General features: G+C 69.6%; 21 protein-coding genes. All 21 read right to left on the bottom strand.

Annotated features, from left to right (window positions below):
• Positions 1–8: 8 nt before the first annotated feature.
• Complete coding sequence (locus GGR46_RS13700; RefSeq protein ID WP_183998489.1) at positions 9–2675, bottom strand: phage tail protein; 2667 nt, start codon at positions 2673–2675, stop codon at positions 9–11.
• Positions 2675–4873, bottom strand: coding sequence for a putative baseplate assembly protein (locus GGR46_RS13695; RefSeq protein ID WP_183998488.1), 2199 nt, complete (start codon positions 4871–4873; stop codon positions 2675–2677). The genes GGR46_RS13700 and GGR46_RS13695 overlap by 1 nt, the downstream gene beginning before the upstream one ends.
• Positions 4873–5292, bottom strand: a complete 420-nt coding sequence (locus GGR46_RS13690) for a GPW/gp25 family protein (RefSeq protein WP_183998487.1) — start codon at positions 5290–5292, stop codon at positions 4873–4875. The genes GGR46_RS13695 and GGR46_RS13690 overlap by 1 nt, the downstream gene beginning before the upstream one ends.
• Positions 5289–6875, bottom strand: a complete 1587-nt coding sequence (locus GGR46_RS13685; RefSeq protein ID WP_183998486.1) for a hypothetical protein — start codon at positions 6873–6875, stop codon at positions 5289–5291. Before GGR46_RS13685 ends, GGR46_RS13690 begins: the two co-directional genes overlap by 4 nt.
• Positions 6872–7555 (bottom strand): phage baseplate assembly protein V, encoded by a 684-nt coding sequence (locus GGR46_RS13680; RefSeq protein WP_183998485.1) that lies wholly within the window; start codon positions 7553–7555, stop codon positions 6872–6874. Before GGR46_RS13680 ends, GGR46_RS13685 begins: the two co-directional genes overlap by 4 nt.
• Positions 7552–8637, bottom strand: a complete 1086-nt coding sequence (locus GGR46_RS13675) for a phage late control D family protein (RefSeq protein WP_183998484.1) — start codon at positions 8635–8637, stop codon at positions 7552–7554. The genes GGR46_RS13680 and GGR46_RS13675 overlap by 4 nt, the downstream gene beginning before the upstream one ends.
• The gene (locus GGR46_RS13670) at positions 8637–8795 is read right to left on the bottom strand and encodes a hypothetical protein (protein WP_183998483.1); all 159 of its coding nucleotides are present in this window, start codon (positions 8793–8795) and stop codon (positions 8637–8639) included. Before GGR46_RS13670 ends, GGR46_RS13675 begins: the two co-directional genes overlap by 1 nt.
• A gap of 10 nt (positions 8796–8805) precedes the next feature.
• Positions 8806–10017, bottom strand: coding sequence for a CIS tube protein (locus GGR46_RS13665; RefSeq protein ID WP_183998482.1), 1212 nt, complete (start codon positions 10015–10017; stop codon positions 8806–8808).
• Positions 10014–10559, bottom strand: coding sequence for a phage tail protein (locus GGR46_RS13660; RefSeq protein ID WP_221262731.1), 546 nt, complete (start codon positions 10557–10559; stop codon positions 10014–10016). The genes GGR46_RS13665 and GGR46_RS13660 overlap by 4 nt, the downstream gene beginning before the upstream one ends.
• Entirely contained in the window at positions 10559–12211 is a 1653-nt protein-coding gene (locus GGR46_RS13655) for a hypothetical protein (protein WP_183998481.1), read from the bottom strand. Before GGR46_RS13655 ends, GGR46_RS13660 begins: the two co-directional genes overlap by 1 nt.
• A 13-nt stretch (positions 12212–12224) precedes the next feature.
• Positions 12225–12680: a phage tail protein gene (locus GGR46_RS13650; protein ID WP_183998480.1), complete on the bottom strand. Its 456-nt coding sequence runs from the start codon at positions 12678–12680 to the stop codon at positions 12225–12227.
• Positions 12681–12692: 12 nt separating this feature from the next.
• Entirely contained in the window at positions 12693–14519 is a 1827-nt protein-coding gene (locus tag GGR46_RS13645) for a phage tail sheath family protein (protein ID WP_183998479.1), read from the bottom strand.
• 49 nt (positions 14520–14568) lie between these two features.
• Positions 14569–15348 (bottom strand): hypothetical protein, encoded by a 780-nt coding sequence (locus GGR46_RS13640; RefSeq protein ID WP_183998478.1) that lies wholly within the window; start codon positions 15346–15348, stop codon positions 14569–14571.
• The gene (locus GGR46_RS13635; protein ID WP_183998477.1) at positions 15348–15956 is read right to left on the bottom strand and encodes a Pvc16 family protein; all 609 of its coding nucleotides are present in this window, start codon (positions 15954–15956) and stop codon (positions 15348–15350) included. Before GGR46_RS13635 ends, GGR46_RS13640 begins: the two co-directional genes overlap by 1 nt.
• Before the next feature lie 2 nt (positions 15957–15958).
• Positions 15959–16228 carry a hypothetical protein gene (locus GGR46_RS13630; RefSeq protein WP_183998476.1) on the bottom strand — a complete coding sequence of 90 codons (270 nt, stop codon included), beginning with the start codon at positions 16226–16228 and terminating at the stop codon, positions 15959–15961.
• Positions 16229–16395: 167 nt separating this feature from the next.
• Positions 16396–17712, bottom strand: a complete 1317-nt coding sequence (locus tag GGR46_RS13625; protein WP_183998475.1) for a sigma-54 dependent transcriptional regulator — start codon at positions 17710–17712, stop codon at positions 16396–16398.
• Between the two features lie 441 nt (positions 17713–18153).
• The gene (locus GGR46_RS13620) at positions 18154–19320 is read right to left on the bottom strand and encodes an SGNH/GDSL hydrolase family protein (protein ID WP_183998474.1); all 1167 of its coding nucleotides are present in this window, start codon (positions 19318–19320) and stop codon (positions 18154–18156) included.
• A gap of 46 nt (positions 19321–19366) precedes the next feature.
• On the bottom strand, positions 19367–20404 hold the full coding sequence (locus GGR46_RS13615; protein WP_183998473.1) for a glycoside hydrolase family 43 protein: 1038 nt from the start codon (positions 20402–20404) through the stop codon (positions 19367–19369).
• 94 nt (positions 20405–20498) lie between these two features.
• Positions 20499–21128: a 2-dehydro-3-deoxy-6-phosphogalactonate aldolase gene (locus GGR46_RS13610; protein ID WP_183998472.1), complete on the bottom strand. Its 630-nt coding sequence runs from the start codon at positions 21126–21128 to the stop codon at positions 20499–20501.
• Positions 21125–21988, bottom strand: a complete 864-nt coding sequence (locus tag GGR46_RS13605; protein ID WP_425506557.1) for a 2-dehydro-3-deoxygalactonokinase — start codon at positions 21986–21988, stop codon at positions 21125–21127. The genes GGR46_RS13610 and GGR46_RS13605 overlap by 4 nt, the downstream gene beginning before the upstream one ends.
• The gene (locus GGR46_RS13600) at positions 21985–23583 is read right to left on the bottom strand and encodes a sodium/sugar symporter (protein ID WP_343058160.1); all 1599 of its coding nucleotides are present in this window, start codon (positions 23581–23583) and stop codon (positions 21985–21987) included. The genes GGR46_RS13605 and GGR46_RS13600 overlap by 4 nt, the downstream gene beginning before the upstream one ends.
• Positions 23584–23600 lie beyond the last annotated feature (17 nt).

Genomic DNA, 23600 nt, shown 5'->3' with positions numbered 1-23600 from the left:
CTTCGGGGTTAAAGTCGGGTCCAGATGTGGCGATCGACCGAGCGGCCGCGCGCGGCCTCCGATCGGGCGGCGCTGAGCAGGAAATCGCGGCCGGCGAGCACCTCGGCGGGACCGTCGGCCACTGCGACCGGAGGCGGGCTGACGGGCCCGTCCGCACGGGCATCGAGCCGGCCGCTGCCGGCAACACGATCCCCGGCGCCCAGCGCGGTGCGGCCGATCCGCGCGGTGCGCGGCGGCGGCTCGGGCAGCAGGAAGCTGTCGACGCCCACCAGCGAGGCGACCGCGACGATCAGCGGCTGGCGCGCCGTGGCCAGCGTGATCTCGACATGCGCCGGCGCCGCCGCCTCCGCGATCTGGCGCAGCCGCGCGCGATCGGCGGTGCGCGGCGTCTCGCGAACCAGGACGAGCACGCGGTGCGCGAGCCGTTCGAAGAAGTCGGCGACGGCGGCACGATCCGCGGCGCTTTGCGGCAGGTCGGCGGAGAACAGTGCCATCACTTCGCGCCGGGCCTGATCCCCGAGGATCAACGTGTCGCCGACATAGGAATTGCCCGAAACCGACAGGCCGAGCGTCAGCGGATCGTTCTCATCGGCAAGATCGGCCCCGAGGATGGTCGCGAAGGTACGCCGCAGCCGCCAGCCCTCGATCACCACGATCTCGCCGCGCGTGACAGATCCGCCGACCAGGATCGCGGGCGGCCGCCCGCCGCGCGGATCGGACATGCCGAGCACCAGGCTCCGGACGATGTGGTCGTCGAATTCGGCAAGCGCGAGCTGGCCAGGACGCGGCACCTCGCGCTCCAGGTCGATGCCGCCGCCGACCACCAGCTTTCCACCGGTGGCGAGCTCGAGCGCGGCCATCAATCCGCCGGGGGTGCCATGAAGCCGTGCCGTCCAGGGCGCGGCGCGAAGGCGCTCGCGCAGTCCCTCGGCGGCCTCCCCGCGTCCAGCCTCGATGCCGATCCAGCTCCCCAGCCAGGGCAGCGCGGGATCGGGCGTGGCGGCAGGATCGGTGAGCAGCCAGCTGCCCGCGACCTTGTTCTCGATCTGGGTGAGAGGCCCTTCGAACAGGCCCAGGAAGCGATCGAGGAAATCGTGGCGGGTGGCCGCACCCTCCATCTCGCCATCGACGCCGGACAGGGTTTCGTGGAGGAAGGACGGGAGATAGCGGTCGCGCCACGAGAAGCGATCGCCATGTACCCGGATCGCCGCGAGTTCCGGCGAAACCTGGCTGTCACCGGTCAGCTCGACATGGAGCCAGAGCCAGCGCCCGCTGAGACGGCGGACGCGGGAGTCCGGGCGCTGGACGAGTGCGGTGAAGAGCCCGGAGCGATCGAGCGCCGACGGACAGGGCGAGAGGCCGGGATGGAAGGGCAGCTCGGAGCGCTCGGCGCACCAGCTCGCCCGCGCGGCCTGCGGATAGTCCTCGTGCGCGGCATCGCCGACGATGTGGAGCGACCAGGGCGGCGCATCGTCCTCGCCGGGCGCGGGCGGCCTGCCGCCGCGATCATCGGCATGCATCCAGATCCGGATTCCGGCATGCTCGGGCACCGATGCCTCGACATAGAGGCGATGCCAGACATTGTCCGCCTTGCCCGCATCGAACGGGCCGATGGTCACGCTGCCCGAACGGGCATAGGTGGCGCGCGAAAGCGCCCGGAGCATGCGGCGTCCCTGGGGCGCCGTCGCGCCCTCCCCCGTCACCAGATATTCGGGAACCTCGGTCAGCCGGTTGCAGAAATTGGCCGCCCAGGGATCGATCAGCCGATGGATCTCGCCGGTCGGCCGGGCGCTGGCATCCGCGCTCGGCGGCACGTCGAGCTCATAGACGAACGCCTGGCGCGCGGGCTGGCCCCCGTCGCTGGCGAGCACGGCGACGCGGTCCTCACCCTCCCAGGCCAGGCCATAGGGATAGCGGAGCCCTTCCAGCGCGAAGCGGCGGACCAGCTCGCGCCCCTCCAGCGTGAACAGCACCGCGTCCTCGTCCTCGATCCAGCCGAGCACGGCGACGCGGCCCGATTTCGATCCCGCAATGGCGATCGGCTCGACATTGGCGGGGAGCCGGGCGGCACGGATCCGGCGCATCGCCGGCGGCCGCGGATTGGGCTCGACCGGGCGGAAGACCTCGCCAATGTCCGGCCGGATGCCGCCGGTGCGCAGCGGCATGCCCTTGAGCAGCGCCAGTTCCCCGGTGCTGCGATCGAGCACCCAGGCGCCGCCGCCCGGCGCGGGCGCGAGCCGGTGCGCATGGAAATTCTTCAGGTCGACACGCGCCGGCACCCAGCGCTCCCGCCGATCGACCATCAGCACACCGTCGTTCCGCGCGACATAGAGGACATCGTCGTCGCCAAAGGCGAGATCGGTCGGCGTGGGTACGCCCGGGGGACTGTCGGGCGGGATCGCCAGTGGCACCGGGCCAGGGCCGAAGCCTGCGGTGCGCAGCGTGCCCGTCTCGTCCAGCCAGGCGAAGCTGCCGCCCGGATCGGACACGGGCGAAGGCGCGCTCGCCCGGGCGCGGGCGAAGATCTTGTCCTCGGCCAGGCTCGGCGCCTTTTGCTGGCGGTCGAGCCGGAGCAGCCCGGACTCGGGGCGCCAATGCAGGTCCTTCGCATCGGCGCCGATGCCGAAGCCCCCGGGATCGGCGATCTGCCAGAAACGGAGACCGTTCGCGTCCATCAGCAGGTCTCCGGCACGACCGGCACGGATACGCCGGCATCGTCGGTGAAGCCCTGGGGCGGCAGGCTCGGCGAGGACGTGTCCCCTTCGGACACGGCGAGCATCGCCAGTTCTGGGAGCTGCCAGCGCTGAAGCGCGATGCGGCCGCGCAACTGCGAATCCTCGGCAACCGGACGCCATTTCTTCTCGCCCGGGCGGCGCGCGAACAGCCGCACCGGCGCCACGGTCCGGACTCCGGGGACGCGGCCGATCGCGGTCTCGAGCAGCCGGTCGTCCACGGCGCGGCCCAGCGGCCAGCCCTGCCCGTCGGGACCGCCCGGTGCGAGCGCCCAGAGATGGAGGCGGATCGCTTCGGACACCGCGTCCAGAACCGCCTCGCGCTGCGTCGAATCGACCAGTTCGACTGCGGCCGACACGCCGATCGGCACATAATCGGTCCCGACGACATAGAGTTCGGTCGCGAGCGGGCGGCGTTCGTCGAGCCAGGCATGGACGGTCTCGAGCATCGGCCGGTCGGGGCGCGGCGCCGGTGCCTGGGTGCCGAGGCGCTGCGGGATGACCATCACCGTCACCACGCCGGGAACCCCGTCGCGGCGCTGCTGCGGCTTGAAGCGTTCGAGCACCTCGACCCGGCCGACCGCGACGCCGGGGGTACGCAGCGCCTGTTCCTTATAGTCGCGCGCAGTGACGGCGCGGTCGCCGTGGCGGATCAGCGCGGGGACGCGGCGCTCGGCCTCGGCGAGCAGCTCGGCATCGGCGCCGCCCGCGCAGGGCAGCGGCTGGCCCACCTTGACGCGGACCTCAGCCGGGGTGGCGATCGCCTTGATCGTGCCGGCGGGGACATTGCCCGCGGCGCCACCGCCGGTCCGCATCCGCGCGACCTGGACCTGGCGGCCCCTGCCCGGGACCATGCCGCGCACGCCATCGCCGAAGCGGACCGTCCCCGCCTCCGAATCGAGGCTGTAGACGCGCTCGTCGCGCCGCGCGGCGGCGGTATCCGCCACCTGGCGCCAGCTGCGCATGCCTTCCTCTTCCTCGACGTCGATCACCAGACTACTCGCCTCGACCGATCCGCTGCCGAGCGAGAGCTCCAGATCGGAGGCGCCGGTGCCCTGGCCGATCGTCTGGCGGCCGAGCGTGCGGCGCTGCTCGATCGCGACGGCGTTGATCCCGGCCCAGCCGAGCTTGAGCGCGCTCAGCTGCGCCTTGCGATCGGGGCGCAGGCGGATCCAGGTGACCAGCCGCGCCGCGAGCACCTCGTCGTCGATCCGCGGGGGACGGTCGCCCACGCCGGCGCTGACCTGCTGCAACACGTCGTTGGACGGCGCGCCGATATCGTCCTTGCCAGGCATCAGCAGGCGGATCACGCCCGCACGGGTGAGCCCCATCGATCCGTCGGCGAGCACGTCGAGCGGGACATAGCCCTGCCCGTCGCCATCGCCGGTGCTGATCTCCCAGACGTGCGGCACGCGCGCGCGGATGCCGATATCGTCGAACGCCTCGGGCATCGCGATCGCCGGGGCAATGCCGATGTTGATCGCGCGCCGCCGGTTGCTCGCGCCGCCGCCCAGCTCCTCGCGGACGGCGGCGACCTGGGCGGGATCGGGGGTGCCGGCCAGGATCGCGAACCACAGGCAATGGTCGCGCGTCGCGGTGGCGAGATCGACCGGGTCGGCGGCGATCTTGCCGGTGAAGACCGGGGTGGTGACATAGCCGCGCGGAGAGCCGGCGATCCCGTACAGCTCGCGCAGGTCGGGCAGCAGGTCGCGCAGCTGCCGGTCCTCGGCGTCGCTCGGCACCCGCTTGATGAAGGCGCGGCCCTCGACGGCGTGCACCATGATCTCGCTCAGCGTCTCATAGGGCAGCGGCTTCTCGACCGCGCTGTGCAGCGGCAGGGTGACCGGCGCGACGGCGGCGGGCTCGGCGAGCGAGATCTGGAGCAGGCCCTGTGCCGGGATTGCCGGGCGCATGCCGACGCCGAGCAGGCGGAGGAAGGCGAGCCGCTGCCGTTCGGGGATCAGGTTGGCGCGGTAGAGGATGGTGTCCGCCAGCCAGGCGAACAGGTCGATCAGCGTGCGGCCGGGATCGCCTTCGGACGGCTGGGTCCATTCGGGCGTGTGCGCGGGGATGCGGCGGACCAGGTCGGTGACCAGGTCCTCGAAGCTGCGATCGTCTAGCGCGGGGGGCTGGAAAGGCATCAGGCGGCTCCCACCGGCACGCGCGCTTCGATCCGCCCGGGCACCCCGGTCGGTCGCAGGCGATAGGCGATCGAGACGATCAGCTCGCGCGGATCGTCGCCCTCGGCGACATCGACCCCGTCGACGACGATCCTCTTCTCGTAGAGCGACAGCGCCTGGAGCACCGCGTCATGCGCCTCGGCCCGCGTGGTCAGCGTGTTGGGCCGGTCGATCAGCGCCTCCAGCCCCGCCCCGAAGCGCGGCCGCATCAGCTGCTCGCCCGGCGCGGTACGCAGGATCGCCTCGATCTTCTGGCGGACCGACAGGGCGGGATCGGGCCAGGCCAGCCTGCCCTCCGCATCGGGCACGGGCAGCAGGGGCCAGCCGGTGCCGACCTGGGGAAGTTGCGGCGCGCCGCCGGTTACGATCGGTCCGCTCATTTCGGCCTCGGGATTGGGATGCAGATCTTGATGAACGCCATCCAGAAGAAGAGGATGTTGAAGAGCGTCAGGAAGATGTTGAGCACGATGAACGCGCACAGCGTGATGATCGGCAGCGAGAAGCTGCACAGCCAGAATATGTCCAGCTGCGGCCCACCGCCGTCCTGTCCTTCCTTCAACTTCTTCATGTCGCCGCCGAGCAGGTTGGACAGCGACGGCGGCACTTCGAACGAGACGTTCGGCTTCATCCGTTTGAAATCGGAGATGCTCGGCAGCGAGATCTTGGTCGCCGGTCCGTCGCCGTCCCACCAGGGCAGGACGCGGAACTGGTCGCTGTAGTCGCTCCACACGATCCGGGCCGGGCATTCCTCCGCCCCCCTGGCGCGGACAAAGGCGCGCACGGCATATTGGCGGCTGTTGCCGTCGAACTTCGGCGCCTGCGGGACGACCGCGGCATAGCGTTCGGACAGGCAGGAGAGCGCGGCGGCGGTCAGCTGGTTGCCGAGCGCGTTGCCCACATCGGGCCATTCGATCGGCATGACGATCCCACGCGCGTTCGCGTCGCCGGTGACGAGGATCGGCGCGGCTGCGGCCAGGAAATCGGCGGCGTTCACGCTGGCGGTGGTCTGTCCCCGGCTGTTCTTCGCGACGGGCAGCACGATCGTACGGAGCAGTCGCATCAGCTCGCGCGCGGCCGGCCCCGTGCCGAACGCGTCGAGCTCGACCATCAGCTGGTGGAGGAAGGTGCCGAACCCGCCCAGCTGCCCTTCCTCGCCCGTCGCGCCCGCCGGAATCTGGAGCGGCGCCCAGGCCGGGCTCAGCGCCTGCTGCTTGCGCGGCAGGTCGATGCGCGGGCGCGGCTTGAGGAAGCCGGAGAGATGCCGGACCATCTCGGCCTTCTCGGTCGCCGGGAGGCCGTTATAGTCGCGGGGCTTCACCGCCTCCTCGCTGCGCTCGCCGCTCGATACGGGAACCAGGCCATAGAGCACGGTCCGGCCGATCTTCGTGCACAGGTCGACCGGCGCGGCGAACAGCGGCAGCACCTGCTCGGCGAGCGGCGCGCCCCCGCGGCGCCGGGCGATCAGCTTGTCGAGATGCCCGGCCGCCCCGCCGCGCACGGAGCCGCGCCGCGTCACATCGGGATCGGCCTCGTCCTCGAGGATCGGCTGCCAGCCCTTCTTGGCCGGTCCCTCGTGCATCCAGCCCGACCAGCGGCCCTCCTCCCGGCGGCGCAGGACCAGGCCCATCCCGTCGAGCCGGCGCGGATCGACGCGCGGGCCGCCCGGGCGGCGGCACACCGCCTCGTAGAGCACGAGATAGAAGCGCCGGTGGATCGGCTGGGTCAGCTCCAGCACATTGTCGCTGCCCCGGCGCAGCACGCGGCGGCTGGCGAGCGCCTGCCGCCAGTTGGTCTTCTCCAGATCGGCGAGCACCGCGTCGATGAATTCCTGCTCGGTCGCGCCGACGATCGCCTCGCGCGCGCCGTGCCCGCCCAGCGGACGGATCACCACGTCATGGTCATGGACCGGCGGCATCCGCTCGGCCAGGCGCCGGCGCGCGGCGGGATGGAGCGTCGTGGTCACCATATGTTGCCCGCTCCCGGCGTGTAGCTGGTGGAGACGACGCTGTTGCTGAGCAGCGTGTCGCATTTGACGACGCCGCTGAACGTCGAGATCGCGGCATCGACCTTGACCGAGCCGGCGCTCACCTCGACCTTCGAGGCAGTGACCTTGACGGTCGACCCGCTCTCGACACTGACCCCCTGGGTGTTCGAGGTGATCGTGTTGCCCGCGCATTCGAACTTGATCGAGCCGCCGCTGGCATCGGTGATCGTGCACTTCGCGCCGCCGGGTGTCTCGATCTCGACCTTTTCCTGGCCGCTCGATTCCTCGACGATGGCGATGCGGGTCCCCGCCTTGCCGGTGATCGTCCAGCGATCGACCCTGTCGCCGCTCAGCGCTTCGGGAACATCGGTCTTGCCGTTCCACAGGCTGCCGACCACCACCGGCGCATCGGCGTTGTTGCCGACGAACATCACGACCACTTCCTCGCCGACATCGGGGATGAAGAAGGCGCCGCAATTCGACGCGGCGAAGGGCACCGCGACCCGCGCCCACACCTCCGCGGCGCCGTCGCTGTCCTCGGCGAGCAGCGTGACCTGCACCCGGCCCAGATTCTTCGGATCGGCGACCGAGACGACGCGGCCGAGATGCGCGCCGTCCATCCACCGCGCCGGGTTGGCGAAGATGCCCAGCGGCTTCATGCGCCCGCTCCCAGATAGGCGCATTCGGCGACGAAATCGGTGAGATAGCCGCGTTCGAGATCGAAGCGGTGGGTCACTTCGACGGCATTGTAGCTGTTGACGAAGAAGGGATTGATCCCGCTGAGCTCGAGCCAGCTGCCCACCCGGATCGCGCCGTCGCCCTGCGCGGTGCCCTCGGCCCGCACGAAGCGGCGGGCCCGCCGGCCATAGGCAGCCTCCGCGACCTTCCGCGCGGCCTGCTCGGTCATCGGCGGGAAATGGCCGGCATGCTCGCGGACCCCATCGGCGACGCCGGTGAGGCCCTGCTTGCCGGTGCTGCCCGTGCCGGGGCCCATCCGCCCCGCCGTGGCGAGCGCGGCGATCGCCTCCCCGCTCTCGGGGTCGAAGCTGCCGATACGCGTCTCGGCGACCTGCTCGGCAAGATCCGCGGTGACCCGGATCTGGAGCAGCGTGTCGCCGAAGCGCAGCGGCACGGTGCTGCGCGCCTCGGCCGCGATCGGCACGACCTGGAGCTTGGCGCCGATCAGCTGGAGATCGGCGTCGAACACCTCCAGCAGCCGGCGCAGGAACGCCAGGTCGCTCTCGTTCATCTGCACCCAGCTTGATGTCGGCGCATCGAGGCCGTCCCCGATCTGCGGCTCTAGCCCGTGATCGCCCGCGATCGCCCGCACCACATCGGCCGGGCTCTGCGCCTCATAGGTCTTGCTGCGGCGCTTGCGGCGAAGCTTGAACAGCCGGTCCTCGGCGAGCAGCGTGAATACCGGCGCCGAGCCGGGTCCCGCTTCGACCTCTATCCCGGTAACGACGCCGTCGAACACTTCCTGCGGGGCGAAGGTGTCGCCGACATAGACCTTGATCGTCGCGCCGAGCTTGAGGGGCGATGCCGCGGTCGCCCCGAACCCGGCGCTGCCGTCGGCGAAGGACAGCACATCGTAGATCGCGAGTTCGAGCGACGACATCCCGCCCAGCGCCTCCCGCATCCGGAAGCTCTTGAGGTTGGCACTCAGCAACGGCAGGTCCTGACCGCCGATCTGGACGGTCGGGCGTGCGCTGTAGCTGCCCTTGGGGTCGTCGCGAGCCATCAGTCGACCGTCAGCCGCGCCTGGCGCTGCGCGTCGCGGCGGAGCAGCGCGCGGACCTTCTCGGGATCGAAGTCCGATCCCGGCGCAGGCGCCGCCGCCGGCTCGGCCGCCTGGGGCTCCACCGTGGTCGCGTGCACTTCGTCGATCACCACTGCCATCGCATTTCCCTCACATGATCCGCACGCCGGCCGACGCCTGCGCGCTGACCTGGGCATTGAGTCCGCCGCCGCCCGCCACTGCGCGGCCGGTGATGTCGAAGCTGGTGCCCGCGCCGATCGCCGGTGCGCTCGGCCTGGGCAGCAGCAGGATCGGGTCGACCGGGAGCGAGACCGCGACTGTCTTGGACGCGCCGAGCCCGGCGAACGCACCCGCACTGGCGCTGACCCCGGCGGTGGCCGAGCCGCCGAACGACGCTCCCGCCGAAGCACTGGCGCTGAAACCCGCGGACGCGCTGGCGCCGAAACCAGCGGACGCGCCGGCGGAGAACCCGGCGCCTGCCGACATGCCGATCCCGGCAGAAGCGCCCGCGCTCGCCGAGGCGCCGATCCCGAATCCGAGCGAGGCCCCTGCCCCGGCTCCCGCACTCAAACCCGCCGATGCGCCGATGCCGATCCCGCCGCCGATACCGATGCCGGCGCCTGCCCCGGCCGAGGCACTCGCGGAGAGGCTGAAGGACGCAGCCGCCTGCAGCTCGACGCTCGCCGACACCGCGACCGCGCCGCCGCCGCCCATCCGCATGTCCTCGATGCCGTTCGCCGCGGCGATCGCGCGTCCGGCGCCGGCATTGCCGTGGTTGGCGGCGACATCGGTGACTCCGCGTCCGCCCTTCGGCACCGCCACCACGGCCTGCGCGGTCGCGGGCGGCAGCTTGGCGTCGGCGCCCTTCTCGATAGTGTCGGTGCCGGTGCCCTGGAGCACGATCTGGATGGTCGAGCGCAGCGGCACGCCCTCGGACGACCAGAAATCGAGCGTCTCGTTGACCGACTCGATCAGCCCCTTGAAGGCGAAGCGCCCCCAGCGGAACTCGATCTGCGGCGGCGCGGCGGGCGGATCCTTGCTGTCCGGCTTGGGCTCGGGCGCCGCCGCCATCTGCTTGAGCACCTGGGTGCCCTGCGGTCCGTCGCGGACGTCGGTTCCGGTCTCGGTCGTGTCGAACACCAGCTCGACGTCGAGCTTGGTGGTGGTCGATCGCGTGGTCTGGCGCGCCTTGGCGGCCTTGCCGTTCTTGTCGGCACCCTTGGCGTTGCCGCTCGATCCGGCTTCCTCGTCCTGCAGCTTGTTGGTCAGCGAGACCTTGAGCGAGGTGGGGTTGAACAGCACCTCGAGCTTGGCGCCGCCGGCACCCAGGTCCTTGATCGTGGCGCGGGCCGAGGGTTTCATACCACCCCCGCCATGTTGAGGCCCTCATGGGCAAGGTGCAGTTCCTCGATCGCGACTTCGGTGCCGCGCGCATTGAGGTCGCCCGCGCGGAACTTGACCGGCATCGCGTTGACCAGCTTCCAGCCGAGCACCGGCTTGCCGTCCTTGATCAGCGCGATCATCACATCGGCGCGGCTGCCGCCGCCCCAGCCGCCATTGGCCGCGCCGTCGGCGCCGGCGAACAGCGCCCACCAGCTCCACAGATGCCGCTGCAGGATGATCCCCCGCTTGAGCACCACCGTGGCGAAGCTGACCGGTCCCACCCGCTGGACCGCGCCATAGTTGCGCCCGCCTTCCTTGATCACCTTCGGCTCCATCGTCGCCTCGAGCCCGGAAATCTCCGAGAAGCCGCCGGTTACGCCGGTCTTGATGTTCGACATCGGGGTGAACTTGGCGTTCGACGGCGGCCCGACGTCCGGCTGGCGCTGGACGAAATGGACATGGAAGTTGAAGCCGGGAAGCGGGGTGAAGGGATCCTCTCCCTCGGGCGGCGGCATCGGCATCAGGCGGCCTCCGCCATCTGCAGCACGCCGGCATCGGCGAGCGAGAGCGTCACTTCGATCCGCTGGATCGGCTGGGCGGCGGTGAAGGCCAGCGAGACGATCGTGCGGCCCGCATCGATATCGGCCTGACGCATCGTGGTCTCGTCGCAGCGGACGGTATAGGCGCGCGCGGCGGTCGCGCCGGAGAGCGCGCCTAGCTGCCACAGCCGGTCGAGGAAGCTCTCCAGGTCGAGCTGCAGCTCGGCCCAGAGGCGCGGGCCGGAGGGTTCGTAGAGCCGGTCCTGCCCCAGCCAGCGCGTGGCGCGCAGGATGATCCCCATCAGCCGCGATACGCCGCCCGCCCGCCAGTCCCGGCTTTCGGACATGGTCGCATCGCTGATCAGCGCCATCGCGCCGAGCTTCCGCCCGATCAGGCAAAGCCGATCGCCGGTCCAGTCCGCCACCCCGCCGGGCAGGCTGGCGCGGATCTCCGCACCGGGCAGTTCCGGCACGGTCGAGACGATGCTGGGTAGCGGCGTCGAGGCTGCGCTGGCAAAGGCGCCGAAGGTCAGCGCCGATCGCGCGACCGCGCCCGCCAGCGCGCCTTCCGGCGCCTCGATCCCCTCGGGCTGCACGGCCGAGGCGGCGGTGGCGACCCAGGGATAGGCGAGCTGGAGCCGGGCGCTACCGATACAGTCAAGCTCGCGCAGCCGCAGCTTGCCCACGCCGAGCTCGGGCTCGTCGAGCAGGCGGAGCGGCGATCCCTCCAGGCCGGGCAGGTCGAGATCGTTGCGCGGCAACGGCAGGCTGGCCACCAGCATCACGTCGCGGCGATGCCCGGCACGGCGCGAGGCATTGAGCAGGTCGAGGAGCGCCTTGATCGCCCCGCTCCACCCGCCATAGGCGGCGCGGTCGTAACGCGGCGCCGTCACGTTCGGGCGTGCGACGCGCGGTTCGGGGGCAAGTCCTTCGACCGGCACGGCGCAGGGCTTGAACGCCTCGGGCACCGGCGGCGGCTCGGGAAGCGAGGCCAGCGGTGCGGGCGGCGGCGCGAACAGTTCGGCCAGGTCGGGCAGCAACAGCATCGCCGCGTCGTCGACGCCCCAGATATGCGCGGCACCGTGCCAGGTCGCCGGATCGCCGGTCGAGGCGGGCGTGCCGATCCCATCGAGCCCGGGGACCAGCGCGACGCGGTTCGCCGCGTCGGGCGGCGCGATGGTCTTCCACGAGACGAGGCGGCGCTTCTCCGCGCGCACGTCCGCCTCCGCCACCGCGGGATCGGGGAGCAACGGCAGCGGATCGCCGGTGCGGACGATCCAGGCCTTCGCCCCGCCCTCGACGAAGAAGCTGCGCACCGCCAGCCCCAACGGACAGGCCAGCCGCCGCTTGCTGCCCTTGGCCAGCAAGCGCGTGTCCCAGCCGAACAGCGCGTCGAACGCGTCCCAGCTCGTCACCGCGACGGGCACGTCGAGCAGGGCCTCGACGGCTTCGTCGCTGCGGGCAAAGGGGCCCTGCCCCGCCCAGCCCGCCTCTTCCAGCGCTCGCCGTACATTGGCGGGCACCGGCGCGTCCCGCCGCGGCACCAGCCCGACGAACAGCGCCACATCGGCGCGGCTCGGCAGGTCGGCACCGGGCGGCGGCGCATCGCTGAGGACGAGTTCGGGAAAGGGCATCGCCGCGGGTCCGTCAGATCTCGGCGAACTCGAAGCCTTCGGCCCCGAGCACCAGCTCTTCCATCGCCACGTCGCTGCCGCCTTTGCCGGCCAGCGTCGGCCCGGTCCATTTCATCGGCCGCACGTTGATCAGCTTCCAGCGCAGGACCGGCTGGCCGGTCTCGTCGTTGAGCGTGATGTCGACGTTGCGGACGAAGGTCGGGTCGGTGCGCGTCTGGGCCACCCAGGTCCAGAAGTTGGTCAGGCCCATGATGCCGCGCTTGAGCGTGACGTCCGATGCCTTGTGGAGCCCGGGGATCTTGCGGACCCGGTTCACCTTGTCGTTGCCCTGGCGGTATTCCATCAGCGTCGTCTCGGTGCCGATGCCGCTGACGTCCGAGAAACCGCCGAGCGCGGCGGTGGACGACGCCACCCCGTCATTGAGCTCGACCAGGAAGTTATATGCGCCGTACGGCGTGTCGCGTGGCATGGTCCTGTCTCCTTAATCGCGGCCGTCGGCGGTCTTCTGGCCGATGCGGAAGATGACGAATTCGGCGGGCTTGATCGCGGCGACGCCGATCAGGCAGACGAGCCGTCCGTTATCGAGATCGTTCTGCGACATGGTCGAACGGTCGCAGCGCACGAAATACGCTTCCTTCGGGCTGGCCCCGAGCAGCGCGCCGTTCAGCCATTCGTTGTAGAGGAAGTCGCTGATCGTCGTGCGGACATTGGCCCACAGCCGCTCGCCGTTCGGCTCGAACACCGCCCATTGCGTGCCACGGTCGATCGACGCCTCGAGATAGAGGAAATAGCGCCTGATATTGACGTATTTCCACTCGGGATCGGAGCTGAGCGTGCGTGCGCCCCACACCCGGATGCCGCGATTGGGCAGCGCGCGGATGCAGTTGACGCCGAGCGGGTTGAGCAGCTCCTGCTCGCCGAAGCGCACCCCATATTGCAGGCCGAGCGCGCCGGTGACCGTCTCGTTCGCCGGCGCCTTGATCACCCCGCGCTGGACGTCGCTGCGCGCATAGATGCCGCACACCGCGCCCGAGGGCGGCACGTCGATCTGGCTCGGCTGCATCGGATCGGTGCCGGCGAGCGGATTCGAAATCGTGATCCACGGATAGTAGAGCGCGGCATATTTGCTGTCGATCTTGTCCTTGAGCGCGCGGGCGCCGGCCGGATCCTTGTTCGGCGGCGTGTCGAGCACCGCGATCCGGTACGAGCGGCGCGCCTCGGCATGGGCGATCAGCGACTGGTTGACCGCGGCGGCCAGCGTGTCGTTGAAGCTCGACGCGCCCGGCGCCGCGACGATCGAGATGTCCTCGAGCGCGAGCAGCGCGTTGAGCGCATTGTCGAACGGCGTGGACGAGGCGGGCGGCCCGCTCCCCTCGACGCCGCCGGTCAGGTTGACCGTCCGGCTGTTGCCGCTCTGCATCAGGCCGGCCTGCAGCTCGAACGGAGTCACCGCGTCGCCGATGTCGATCTGCACCGCATTGGTCAGCGCGGCCTGGGCGATCGGCGGCTTGGGGTTGAGGATCGTGCCGATGTAGCGCGGATGCAGCGGACTGAAGCCGAGCGCGCCATATTCGGCGAGCACGCCGTCCGGACCGGTCACCTCGGCGCTGACCGTGTAGATGGTAACCGCCGTGTCGGGCGTGGCGGCATCCCAGGCGGTGAGGTCGGCGGCGGTTGTCGTCACCGGCGTGCCCGTCACGAAGAAGTCGCTACCCAGCTTGACCAGCGTCCCCGCCGGCTGGCTGAGCGCCAGCTTCTTGGTGCTGGTGAGCGCCGCCTGGACCAGCCGCACCCGGTAGTTGACCGTCGGCTCGCCGGGCAGCGTCGCGCCGCCGGTATGGCGCGCGCTGAAGCCGACCTGCTTGTTGCTCGCCAGCGGGGTCGGCGTGGGTGTCGGCGAAGGGGATGGCGAGGGCGACGGAGAGGGCGATGGCGATGGCGATGGCGATGGCGATGGCGATGGCGCGGGCGCAGGTGCCGGCGCGTTGATCACCCCGCTGCTCGCGGCGGCTGCGCCCGGGCCCAGGATGCGCGAGACATAGAGCCGCCCGCCGCCATTGTTGAAGAAGGCGAAGGCGGCGAGCGCCATATGGTTGACCGCCGCATTGGCGCCGAGCTTGAGATTGCCGAGCCCGCCATAATAGCGCTCGTAATCGGAGAAGGAGGTCAGCAGCGGCGGCGTGACTCCGGATGGGCCGCGCGCGGTCAGCCCGACGAACGCGGCGGTGCTGGTGCCGACGCCCTCGATCGACTTGGACCGGAAGCTGGTTTCCTCGACATAGACGGCTGGGGCTAGATATTCGGGCATGGCAGGACTCCTGCGAGGGACTGGTTCGGGGTGGGGCGACGGCAGCCTGTCATGGCGGCGTCCAGGACAAGGTCGCGGTCCGGATCAGCCCGGCGGCGATCGCGAGTGTCTTGGCGGCCGAGGCCGTGCCGCCGGTCGCGAGCGCATCGGGATCGATCAGCGCGCCCGGATCCTGGCGCGCGGCGAATATCGCCTCGGGCGCATGGAAGCGCGCGGTCGCGGGGTCGACCACCGCGTCGATCTCCGCCGGCCAGTCGCGGGTCATCGACGGCCCCGGCGCGCTGCTGGCGAAGGGGATCGCGTCGGCGAACAGCAGCGCCTCGCCCGCCGCATCGGTGAGCGCGAAGGTCTCCGGCCGCCCGTCCGGGCGCAGCCGGACCAGCGCACCCTCGATCGCCCGGCCATCGTCGCTGCGGGTGACCGCCACCCGAAGCGCGGCGCTGAGCCCCGCCGGGCGTGCGAGCGGCGTCGGCGGCAGCACCACCTCGACCGGCCGGAACACGCTGTTGACGTTGGCCGGATCGGGATGGCGCGGAAGCCGCAGCTCCACGCTGCGCGCGGCATAGGCCGGGTCCGAAGGACGCAACTCGAGCTGGTATTTCTTCGACCGCACCGCCGGCGTGCCGGGCGCCGCCTCGAACGCGGCGTCGTGCGCGGCGAGCCCCGCCGCACGCGTGACGATCACCATTCCCGGCCTCTTCCGGAACCAGCCGAACCCGTCGGGCGCGGTGATCGCGACCGAGCAGGTTACCGGCGCGCCGAGCGTGTCGACAAAGGCGATCGCGGCCAGGATGCGGCGATCGAGCAGGTCCCAGGCCCGCGTCGCCATCACACCGTCTCCGCCATCGGATCGACATTGGCGAAGCCGAAGCGGCTGGCGACCACCGCGGGATAGTCCGGCGTCTGGCCATAGCCGATCCGCACCACCCGTGCCTTGAACGTCGCCGACATCCGATAGCGGCGCTGGAGCGCGCCCCAGATGCGGAACAGCTCGTCGTCGCTCATCGTGTCCGGGACGATCTGCACGGTCTCGTCGCTGCCCCAGCTGCCGTCATTGGGCAGCAGCGAGCGATCGAGCAGCGGGTTGGCGAGCAGCTCGAGCATCACCCAGCTGATGATCGCCTGCTCGTCGGCCACCTTGCTCGGCCAGGCGGTGACCAGATAGTGGAGATCGACCGCGAGGCTGGTCGAGGACGGCGCGTCGCCGGTCCGCAGCCGCTGCGCCGGATGATCGGACATCTTCACCCGGTAGCAGGTCAGCGAGCAGTCGCTGGTTGGCTCGGTCTTGGTGGCCAGGTCGCCGAGCGAGAGATGGTTGATCTTGAGCGCCTTGGGCACCGGCCCCAGCAGCCCGTCGGCGGACAGCAGCTCCCGCCGCGCGTCGAGCAGCTTGACGATGCTTTCGCCCACCTGGTTGACCGCCGCGAGACCCGCCATGGTCAGCGTTCCTCCCGGTGCTGCGGGAGCCGGCCATAACGCTCCTCATAGGAATCGATCGTCCGGCGGATCGCCTCGCCGAAGCTGACGAGGTGGACCGGCGTGGTCTGGATCCAGCTGTGCGGCGCCAGCCGCCCGTCGCCGTCGAATGCCTGGGCGAAGCAGAGCTCGACCTCGGAGACGTTGAACGCGATCTCGACATGGTTGGAATAGGGGCGCGCACGACCGGCCGGCCAGAGCTCGGGTGCGTCGGTGCGTGGAAATTCCCCCATCGCCTGTCCCCTGACCGGGTGCATCCGGTCGGGGGCATCTCTGCAAGTCCCTTGCCAAGCCGCTAAGCGATTGCTTTCAAAGGAATTGGCGTGAACGAGACAGAGGCGATGTTACATCGGACGAGACAGAATCTGTAACAGGTGCTGTCACAGGGTGGACAGCAGCGTCACACCATCGAGAGGATCGCCGATTCCTCGATCAGGCCATGCCGGGCGAGCTTGCGGTACAGCGTCATCCGCGAGCAGCTGAGCGCCTTGGCCGCGACGCTCTTGTTGCCCCCTGCCCGCTCCAGCGCCTGGAGCAGGATGCCGCGCTCGTCCTCGCCCTGCCCCTGCCCCTGCCGTAATGCCGGCGCACAGGCGAAGAGATAGGATGGCAGGTCGTCGGGAGTGATCTGGCCGGCATTGCAGGTGACCAGCGCGATCTCGATCACGTTGCGCAGCTCGCGGACATTGCCCGGCCAGTCATGCCCTTCGAGCACCGCTGCGACCCCGCATGCGATCGCCGGCACCGGCAGCGACGACGACGCCGCGAGTTCGCGCAGCAGGTGGCAGGCGATCGGCATGATGTCCTCCCGCCGGTCGCGCAGCGGCGGAAGCTCGATGCAGGCGACCGCCAGCCGGTAGAACAGGTCCTCGCGGAAGCCGCCGCTTTCGATCTCGGCGCGCAGGTCGCGGTTGGTGGTCGCGACGATCCGGGCGTCGAAGCGGGTCGGCGCGGTCGCGCCGAGCCGATATACCTCGCGCGATTCGATCGCACGGAGCAGCTTCGCCTGGCCGGCAAGGCTCAGCTCGCCGATCTCGTCGAGCAGCAGCGTACCGCCATCCGCCAGCTTGAGCTTGCCCGGATAGGCCGTGAGCGCCCCCGAAAAGGCGCCGCGCTCATAGCCGAACAATTCCCCCTCCAGCAGCCCGTCGGGGATCGCCGCGCAGTTGAGCGCCACCAGGGGACCGCGCGCACGCCGCCCGCGCCGATGGAGCAAGGCGGCGAAGCAGTCCTTGCCCGTCCCCGTCTCGCCGGTGACCAATACGCTCACATTGCTGGGTGCGAGCCGCAACGCATAATCCCGCGCCGCCGTCAGCGCGGCGCTGCGCCCGGCCATCCCGTCGGTTGCATCGGGCTGCGCATCGGGATCGAGATGTCCGCCGAGCAACTGGGCGAGCTGGCTCTCGTCCATGTCGCGTGCGATGAAATCATCGGCACCCGATCGGAATGCCTCGATCGCGGCCTGTTGCGAGGCGTCGCTGCCGAACACGATCACCCGCGCCGCCGGGAATGCCCGCCGCATCTGGGCAAACGCCGCCCGCGGCGCCGGCATCGACATCAGGGCGATCTGTACCTGGTCGCAAAGCCGGTCGTTTCCGTCGGGCGCGGTCTCGATCACGCGCAACCCGGCCCCAAGCGAGCAGGCTACCCGATCGATCCGCCCGCGGATCTCATCGTTTCCGCCAAGCAGGACCAGTCTCGGCCAGCCATGAATCATGATCGCCAATTCCCCAGATAACGACACGACTTGGCACACCGCTGCATCGAGATGCGCGCCAGGACATTTGGGCAAGAATGTCTGCGACCTTATTCGGGCTGTCCGCACTGACCGATGCCGGAATCGACCGGCGATCCATCGCTGCGGAGGCTGGAGGTTATTTCAAAACCGCCAAAGAGTCCATTTCAGTTCTTGAATAAAATATTAACCAGGAATTCCACTCTACTTTCAACACGCAAGACCTGGGCCCGAAATTCTTGCGCCCATCTGCCGAGTAGCTCGCACGGTTTCGGTGCAATCTTGCGCGGGATGCTTGTTCGACTCGCCGGCGATGGCCGGGATATCGCACCAGCCGCGATTTCGGCGTGGCATGGGCTGCCGGCAAGGGTGTCTCTCGCACCTTGCCGACAGCCGCTTGCCTCCCCTTGGGGAACCGGAAACCTATTTGAACAGCTTCAGCGGGATCGCCTCGCCCATCTTCGTCTCGCCCGCGCCGTTCGGGTGGAGATTGTCCCCGCCCTGCAGCGCCGAGGCGAGGCGCTTCGGGTTGGCCGGGTCCGCCACGACCTTTTCCATGTCGACCACCGCGTCGAACGTGCCGGAAGTGCGGATCCACTCGTTGATCTCGCTCCGCAGCGCCTCGCCCTCCGGGGTCTGGTAGCCCGCGCCCTCGAATGGCAGGATGGTCAGGCCGATCACCTTGATGCCGTGCGCATGGGCGCGCTGGACGATCTGGCGGAAGCCGGACTTGAGGTCCGCCGCGCTGACCACCGGGCCGTTGTTCCGGCCCGATCCGCCGATGTCGTTGATCCCCTCGAGCATCACGACATGCGTCACGCCCGGCAGCGCCAGCACGTCACGGTCGAAGCGGGCGAGCGCGCTCGGGCCCGTGCCGTTCGACAGGATGCGGTTGCCGCCGATCGCCTGGGTCACCACCACATGCGGCATGCCCGCCGCCGCCAGCCGCCGGCCGAGCACGTCGCCCCAGCGGCACACCGGTACCGCGTCGTTCGCGCAGCCGGTATTGTCGGTGATCGAGTCGCCATAGGCGACGATCACCGGGCGCGGCTTGGCGCCCAGCACATCGACTTCGGCGAGCAGCGGGCGCGGACCGGACTGGCTCGCCGGCGCGAAATCCTTGTCGGTGAAGTCGCCCGCCGGCGAGATCGCGGTCTTCGCCCCACCCGCGCCGTGCACCGTGTCGATATCGACCTTGTCGGGCATGTAGAGCGACACTTCGATCAGGTCGAACGCCTTGACCGGCAATGCCACCGGATCGCTGACCAGCGGCGCGCCGTTGCGCAGCTGACCCTGGCCCTGCCCGTCAAAGGTCACGCGCACCGGCTTGCCGCCGGCGATCCGCACGCTCGCCGCGCCGATCCGCATCGCCGGGCCATAATCGTTCGCCAGCTGGATGCGGACCTTCTCGCCCGCCGCGCCGACGCGCACCTGCATGCGCAACGTCGCATTCTCCACCGACACGCGCTGGGCGGGCTGGTTCGCCTGCCACATGCTGGCGGTCCAGGCCGGCGTCCAGCCGTCCGGCCCCGCGCGGGCCTCCACCGGGGCGGCGATCAGCAACGAGGCAATCAGGGCTCCACGTGACATCCAGTGCATATATCCCCTCCAGGCTATTGACGGTTATGGTCTCGTATCAGCGCGTACCGGACGGCACCTTCTGCGGTGCGCCTTCGGGCACGGGCAAGCCGAAATCGGGCCGGCCGTCCGCGGTCCAGCCGAACTTCTGGATGTGCGGCGCGCGCTTCGGCGTACACTTCATCCCCGCCGCCGCATTGGCGTGGTAGATGATCCAGTCCTCCTTGCCGTCGGGCGACTTGAAGAAGCCGTTATGGCCGGTGGCGAACACACCATTCCCCTTGTGGAGCACCGGCGTCGGCGACTTGCTCCACACCTTGGGATCGAGGGGGTTGGCGCCGGGCGCCGCGCGCAGCAGGCCGAGCGCGTAATCGTCCGACCAGCACGGGCTCGCCGAATAGGTCAGGAACAGGTCGCCCTTCGGCCCCAGCAGGAATTCCGGCCCCTCGAGGATCTGGCGCCCGTCGAGCCGTTCCCAGGGCTGGTCGGGCATGGCGATCACCTGCTCCTTGCCCTTGAGCGTCCACGGGTTCGCCATCTCGGCGATCGCCAGGCCGCTGTCCGGCCCAAGATAGGGCGAATAGACGAAGTAGCGCTTGCCGCGATATTCGAAGCTGGTGCCGTCGATCCCGGCATGGGCGGTGTTGATCCGGCCCCGGTCGATCCAGGTGCCGCTGAGCGGATCGGACGCTTTGTTCTCCAACACGAACACTGCGCGGTGGGCGTCGTCGCTGAAACCGCTTGCAGTGGCGGTGTAGTAGAGGAACCAGCTCTTGCCGATGCGGTGCAGCTCGGGCGCCCATACCAGATGCGCGTTCGGCCCCTCCTTGGGCGGGGTCCAGACCAGCTTCTGCTCCGCATTGGCCAGGTCCGCGATGTTCCGCGTCCGGTACAGCGTGATGCCGTCGCGCTGGGTGTGCATGTAGTAATAGGTGCCGTCGACCTGGGTGATCCAGGGATCGGGGCCCGATGGGAGCAGCGGATTGGTGTAGGTGCCAACTTCCGCGACCGGAGCGTTCTGTGCCGATACGGTTCCGGTGCCCAGGCACAGGGCCGCGGCAATCACCGCCCCGCTCCAGAGGTCGCGCGTCTTCATGGCATCTCTCCCGCTTATATGAGATGACTTATCATATAATTTGCGACCCAAGACAAGCCTCAGGTCGCAAACTTTGCCACGATCGATGTCCGTTTCAGTCCGCCAGCGCGGCCACGAAGGCGCGGGCATTGGCCCCCACCTCGGCGGCGGTCATCCCCGGCTTGTAGAGTGCCGATCCGAGCCCGAAGCCGGGGGCGCCGGCGGCGCGCCACGGGGCCATGGTGTCGGGCGCGATGCCGCCCACCGGCAGCACCCGCGCGTCCTTGGGCAGCACGGCGCGCATCGCCTTGAGAACATTGGGGCTCGCTGCCTCGGCCGGGAACAGCTTGAGCGCGGTGGCGCCCGTGTCGAGCGCGGCAAAGGCCTCGCTCATCGTGAAGATGCCGGGCAGCGACACCAGCCCGCGGGCGGCGCTGGCGGCGATCACCTTGAGGTTGGCGTTGGGCGAGATGATCATCGTGCCGCCGACGGCCTCGACCTCGGCGACCTGCGCCTCGCGCAGCACCGTGCCCGCGCCGATCACCGCCCTGCCCTCGAAGCGCTTGGCCAGCCGCGCGATGCTGTCGAGCGGATCGGGCGAGTTCATCGGCACTTCGATCAGGGTAAAGCCTGCCGAAACAAGCGCTTCGCCGATCTCCTCTACCTCATCGGGCTTCACCCCGCGCAGGATCGCGACCAGCGGGCAGCGGGCAAAGGCGGTGTCGAAGGCGGCGATATGGCTCACGATATACTCCCAATGGCGATGATGCCGGCAACGAAGGCGGCGTGGCTGTCGACCCGCACGGCGCGGCGGCCATGCACTTCGACCGCCGCCGAATAGAGCCCGCCGAGCACGGGGTCGGCGAGGATATGGACTTCGTCATGCCCCACCCGCTCGAGCCGGGCAGCGACGTCGCTGCCGATCAGCAGCCCGCTGGCGAAGCTCGCGGCGTCCGAGTCCGGGCGCTCGCCCAGCAGCTTGGCGGCGCGGATGCCGAACAGCGAAGCGGCGAGGTCGCGCTTGCGCCCCTCCTCCACCCCGTCGAGGAACGCCTGGCCCAGCGTGACCTCCTCGGTAAGTTGCGAGGAAAGCAGCCCATATTTGCGCAGCATGGCGAAAAGCTCGCCGGTCATCGCGGTGGTGAAGCGAGCGATCCGCCCGCCTTCCATCTCCGCCCATTTGCAGTGCGTGCCCGGCTGGGCGAGCAGCGCGTCGTGCGGCACCAGCCCGGCTGCGACCGCGCCCAGCAGCTGGACTTCCTCGCCCCGCATCACGTCCGCCGGACCGGTGACCGAGACCCCGGGGACGATCGCGGTGCGGTCGTCGATCTTGAGCAGATTGGCCGCCAGGTCCTCGACCCCGGCCGGCGCGGGCACATAGGGCGCCGCTCGCCAGCCGATGTTCGACCCGACCATGCCGGCCATCAGCATCGGCAGGTCGCCGAAGCGGGAGCGGATGCCCGCAGCCTCGGCCGCGAAGTCGGTGACCGAGGTCACGCCGCGGTCGTCACGCTCGGTGCGGACGACTTGGCCGCCCTCGATCAAGAAGGCGCGCCGGTTGGTCGTCCCCCAGTCGATAGCGAGGAAGGGTCCCGAAAAGCTCACCACCAGACCCCGTACAGCGCGATGAGGATCAGGATCACCCCGACGCCCGCGACGTTGAACACGTTCGGCGTCTTGAAGCTGACGCCCTCCATGGTCACGACATTTTTCTCGGCCTTTGCCGGCTTCACCAGCGACACGATCACCGCCAGCGCCAGGCTGATCACGAAGACCAGGCCCATGCGGTTCATGAAGGGGAAGTCGGGCATGCCGACCTTGAACACATAGGACAGCGCCACCGAAGCCACCGCCGCGACGATCGCCCCCGCCTCGCTCGCCGGCTTCCAGAACAGGCCGAGCAGGAAGATCACCGTGATGCCCGGGGTGAAGAAGCCAGAGAATTCCTGGATGAACTGGAAGGCCTGGTCCGACTGGCCGATCAGCGGCCGGGCGGCGATGATCGCGATCACCACGGCCAGCGCGGCGACGATGCGGCCGACCAGGACGAGGTGCTTCTCCTGCCCGGTCTTGCCGCTGCCGTCCTCGCCGCGCGTGCTGATGCCGCGCACCTTGGCATAGAGGTCGAGGGTGAAGATGGTGCCGATCGAATTGATCTTGGAGGCGGTCGACGCGATGATTGCCGCGACCAGCGCCGCGAAGACCAGGCCGAGCAGGCCCGGCGGCAGCAGCTTGAGCATCGTCGGATAGGCTTCGTCGCCCACCGCCAGGTTCGGCGCGAGCATCACCGCGGCGATGCCCGGCAGCACGATGATCACCGGCATGAGGAGCTTGAGATAGGCGGCGAGCGTAATGCCCTTCTGCGCCTCGCCCAGGTTCTTCGCGGCCAGCGCGCGCTGGATGATGTACTGGTTGAAGCCCCAATAGCTCAGGTTCGCGATCCACATGCCGCCGACGAGCACGGCGATGCCGGGCAGGTCCTTGTAATAGGGATTGTCGGGCGAGAGGATCATGTCGAACTTCTCGGGATGGGCGTTCATCAGCGTGTGGAAGCCGGCGAACACGCCCTGCCCGCCGCCGATCTGGTCGAGCGTCAGATACGAGACGATCAGGCCGCCCATCACCAGCAGCGTCACCTGGACGATGTCGGTCAGCGCCACCGCCTTGAGGCCGCCGTACAGCTGGTAGAGCAAAGCGAACAGGCCGAGCGCGATCAGCGCGGCGTTCTGGTCGATACCCGCCACCTTGTGCACCGCGATCGAGCCGAGCCAGATGATCGAGGTCAGGTTCACGAACACGTAGAGCGCGAGCCAGAACACTGCCATCAGCACCGGCAGCACCTTGCCGTACCGCTGCTCGAGGAACTGCGGCATGGTGTAGATCTGGTTCTTGAGGAAGATCGGCAGGAAATACTTGCCGACGATCAGCAGGGTCAGCGCCGCCATCCACTCATAGGAGGCGATCGCCAGGCCGATCTTGTAGCCCGATCCGGCCATGCCGACGATCTGCTCCGCCGAGATGTTCGCTGCGATCAGCGACGCGCCGATCGCCCACCAGGGCAGCGACTTGGACGCCAGGAAATAGTCGGACGTATCCTTGGCATGCCCGGCCTTCTCGCGGCTGACCCATTGGGCCAGTCCGAAAATGCCGATGGCGTAGATGATGACCACGATCAGGTCGATCTGCGACAGGCTCGTCACGCTATCCCTCCCTAAGG

It is taken from the genome of Sphingomonas kyeonggiensis, assembly GCF_014196745.1.
Taxonomy (GTDB): Bacteria; Pseudomonadota; Alphaproteobacteria; order Sphingomonadales; family Sphingomonadaceae; genus Sphingomonas; species Sphingomonas kyeonggiensis.
Note: the sequence above shows the minus strand (reverse complement) of the source record. Positions and strands in the feature narration are given on the sequence as shown.